This window comes from Loigolactobacillus backii (assembly GCF_003946275.1).
Taxonomy (GTDB): Bacteria; Bacillota; Bacilli; order Lactobacillales; family Lactobacillaceae; genus Loigolactobacillus; species Loigolactobacillus backii.
This window is the reverse complement of sequence record NZ_RHNQ01000113.1, coordinates 1-3,412: the sequence shown is the minus strand read 5'-3', so window position 1 is coordinate 3,412 and position 3,412 is coordinate 1. Positions and strand designations below refer to the sequence as shown.

The 3,412-nt window shown below is 39.5% G+C and carries 2 protein-coding genes; one reads left to right on the top strand and one right to left on the bottom strand.

The features are described from left to right. Window positions 1-126 precede the first annotated feature (126 nt). On the bottom strand, window positions 127-1,026 hold the full coding sequence (locus tag EKM61_RS11620) for a glycosyltransferase 87 family protein (protein ID WP_068225997.1): 900 nt from the start codon (window positions 1,024-1,026) through the stop codon (window positions 127-129). Window positions 1,027-1,227: 201 nt separating this feature from the next. Between EKM61_RS11620 and EKM61_RS11615 the strand changes: the two genes are divergently transcribed. After that, the gene (locus tag EKM61_RS11615; RefSeq protein WP_068225996.1) at window positions 1,228-3,276 is read left to right on the top strand and encodes a glycosyltransferase family protein; all 2,049 of its coding nucleotides are present in this window, start codon (window positions 1,228-1,230) and stop codon (window positions 3,274-3,276) included. Window positions 3,277-3,412: the final 136 nt, after the last annotated feature.

The following is a 3,412-nucleotide window of genomic DNA, read 5'->3' as shown; positions in this document are numbered from 1 at the left end:
CAATCGTATGATCAAACAGATCCAGCGAACGGCTTTTGGTTTTCGTAACTATCACCATTTAGTTTCACGGATCAAACTACAACAAATGCGCACCAAACCAAATAAAAAAACAGCATTAGAAGTTGCCTAACTTCTAACGCTGTAAAATTGGCTATCAACAGGATTTGACAGAGAGCCCGTTAACCAACCAACAAGGTGGTCAGTTGTTCGTAACTGCTTATTCCAAATTCGCGCCTTTAACGCCCCTGCCCAAAAATTAAAGCCATTTTCCACAATATCTGCATACTGTGTTGTACCGCTGCCAAATACCTTCAACGGTAAAAAGATCGTTTTCATATTAATCATAAAAGGTAGCCAGCCAACTAAATTAATTCCGATAATAGTGCCAACTAATTTTAAAACTTTCTGCCACTTAACATGACTTAGAAGTTCTAATCCAAAAATTGGAACTAAGTAGATAAATTGAAGCTTTGTTAGGCAGCCTAGCGCAAACCAGATACTAGCCACATAATACCGTTCCTGTTTCAAATAATAGAAACTAACAACAATAAAAAAGATCAACGCAGAATCCAGCTGCCCCCAAAAAGCAGCATTAAACCACATACTAGGATTTAATAAGATTAAACCACTTAAAAGTAAGCCCCAAACTGGCCGCTTACTTTTCCAGTAAATAAAACCAGCAGTCAACCACTGAAACAGCATTCCCAATCCCTTAATCAATAAAAAGGATGTTGCTAAACGCAAACTGGATCCGGCCGAGATACTCAGGCCAAAATGATTGATCAGCTTGCCCACTGGCCATAGCAGAGTTGGCATTAATGGCGGGTAGTTAACCTGATAGGTACCCGCAAACTGTGGCCGGTACATTCCCGCCCACTGATGTGCCGAAATTTGTGCCCAAGGAAAGTTATACGTTAAAATATCCAGCTTGCCCCAAAACACCGCCGCACAAACTGACTCAATAATAATTGCGCTAAACAACATCATAATAAATATCGCGTTAGCGTGAGTTTTTTTACGTTCCACAACTATGTACCTCACTTCACAACAATTTTTATCAAGCATACCACAATCACACTATTGATAGAATTTCATTAACAAATTAATTTGGTCGTAGATTGATAAATAATTTCATTCACGCGTATAATAAATTTTATTAAGTGTTAACCAATTTTTTCTGCTTAAGCACCTTTACTCAACCATTAAACTATAAGAAGGATCATCCCTATGCAACTTACGCTACGTCGTTGTGTCGCCGGTATTACAGCACTTTCACTTATTATAATAATAGTTACTGCTCTAACCTCACCAATCGATCGGCAGGTACACTTGACCTGGCTACCAGCCTTAGCGTTACTCATTTTAACGTTAAGTTTGGGGCTACTTTTTCTGGCTTATTTAAAATTGAATCTAGTTAGGCCCCGAATAATCCATATTTTATTAATCGTTAGTACATTGATTGCACTGCTAATCCAGGTCTGGTTAAGCTTACACATTGTGGCCATGGGGTCGTTGGATCCGGCAGCAATTCGTTTACAGGCCGCTGCTCTTGCACAAGGTGGCCAGTACTGGTTCCGCTATTTTTCTTGGTACCCCAATAACGTCAATATTACTTTAATTTTGGCCGGTTTAATGAAATTAACTGGCCAAGTTCAAGGTAATGGATTTGGTCATTTCTTAAATTTAATTGGTTTCATTCACATCGATGGCACAATCCTATTAATCTGGTGGTTCTTAAAGCGCCACCGTGGTCAGCTTTCTGCCAACACGTTTCTGGCGCTCAGTCTTCTTTTCGTTCCTTTTTATTGGTACGCCTTAGACTTTTATACAGATATTATTGTCATTATCTACCCGGCACTACTGTTAACTTGCGTAGACTTGGCCGCTAGCAGTCGAACAAAAAAACGACAGCTTATTTGGCTGACTTTAGGACTTCTTTTCTTTACCATCGGTTACTTAATTAAGGGCAACACCATTGTTTTCGGTCTTGCCACTTTGTTTGCTTGGGGACTCAGCCGCCCAACTAGTCGCCGTCTAATTGGTCAATTAATTTTAACGGCGCTTATTGGCGGCTTACTTTTAATCGCTGGTGGCCATGTTAGTCAGCAATTGGCCAAAACAATGGGTTACGCGCCAAATCCGGCTAGTGAATTTCCGACCACTTCATGGACCTTAATGGGTTTGAATCCACAATCCTTTGGTGCTTATTCACAAACAGATATTGATCAAACAACCAGACTTGGTTCTGCATCTGCAAATCAGCAGGCAGTTAATCAGGCGTTTAAAGCGCGCTTGAAACAATTAGGCTTTATTGGCCTAGTCAAACAATTTCGCCAAAAAATAATTACAATGTGGTCTACAGGTACAGTGGGGGCCTTTCTTTGGCCGGATCATTTTAAACAGGTTCCAAAGACTTACCTTAAACATCAAGCTGTGTTCCAAACGCTAGTCGCTAATTTCACACAAGTATTGTACCTATTTAGTTTAACTACTGCTTTAATTGCGACACTGTTGGAAATCCGTAATCCCCACTTTGACCAACTATTATTACAGTTAAGCTTCCTAGGTATACTTTTTCTCCACCTTTTTTTCTGGGAAGTTGAAGCGCGCTATGCTTTACTATTAATTCCATTCTTACTGGCATTAGCGGCCAGTAGCACACCAGAATTAGTTACCCACGTTGCACTACTTAAACCACAAAAGAAAGTTACTTTTAGTTTGCTTATTTTCCTGCTAGTTGCTAATCTTTGGCCCTTTTTAGTAACACGGGCTTGGTCACGACCGCAATCAATTAGTACCCCCATTACCAACCAATCAGTACCAGGTTATTTTCAAATGAGCCAACTTACACTAAAACCCGGGCAACACCTAACGCAGCCACTACAAATTCCAGAACATTTTAATACCATTAACTGTTCTGATATTGCCAAAACAGGTACGAAAGTTCAGTTAACCTTAACCAAAAATTCACACGAAGTTAGTCAAGCGCGCGCTCCGGGATTAATTACAAGTCCCACATACTTGGCAGCCGGACAGTATCAACTAAAACTAAAGAATATCAGTCAACAATCAGTAACCGTGTCAGTGGCTCACAGCCCAATTATTCGTTTGACCACTAATCCAATAGAACAGGCGCCCAATTATTACTTTAAGTTCTCAGTGACTGCCCAACAAAATCGGCCATTAGTCAATCAGTCAGCGCGCTTAATTAGTTTATTAGTTATAGAAATTTTATTGATCAGCTCTAGTTACTACTTATATTATTCAAAAAATTAGAACATTAAAAATAGGGATTGCGTCAAAAATCAATTTTTGACGCAATCCCTATTTTAATAGGCTCTATACTTTTTCCTGTTGATAGTTTACAAATGGTAAACTATTAACAGGATTTTTGTGCAGAAAAAGAGCTCAC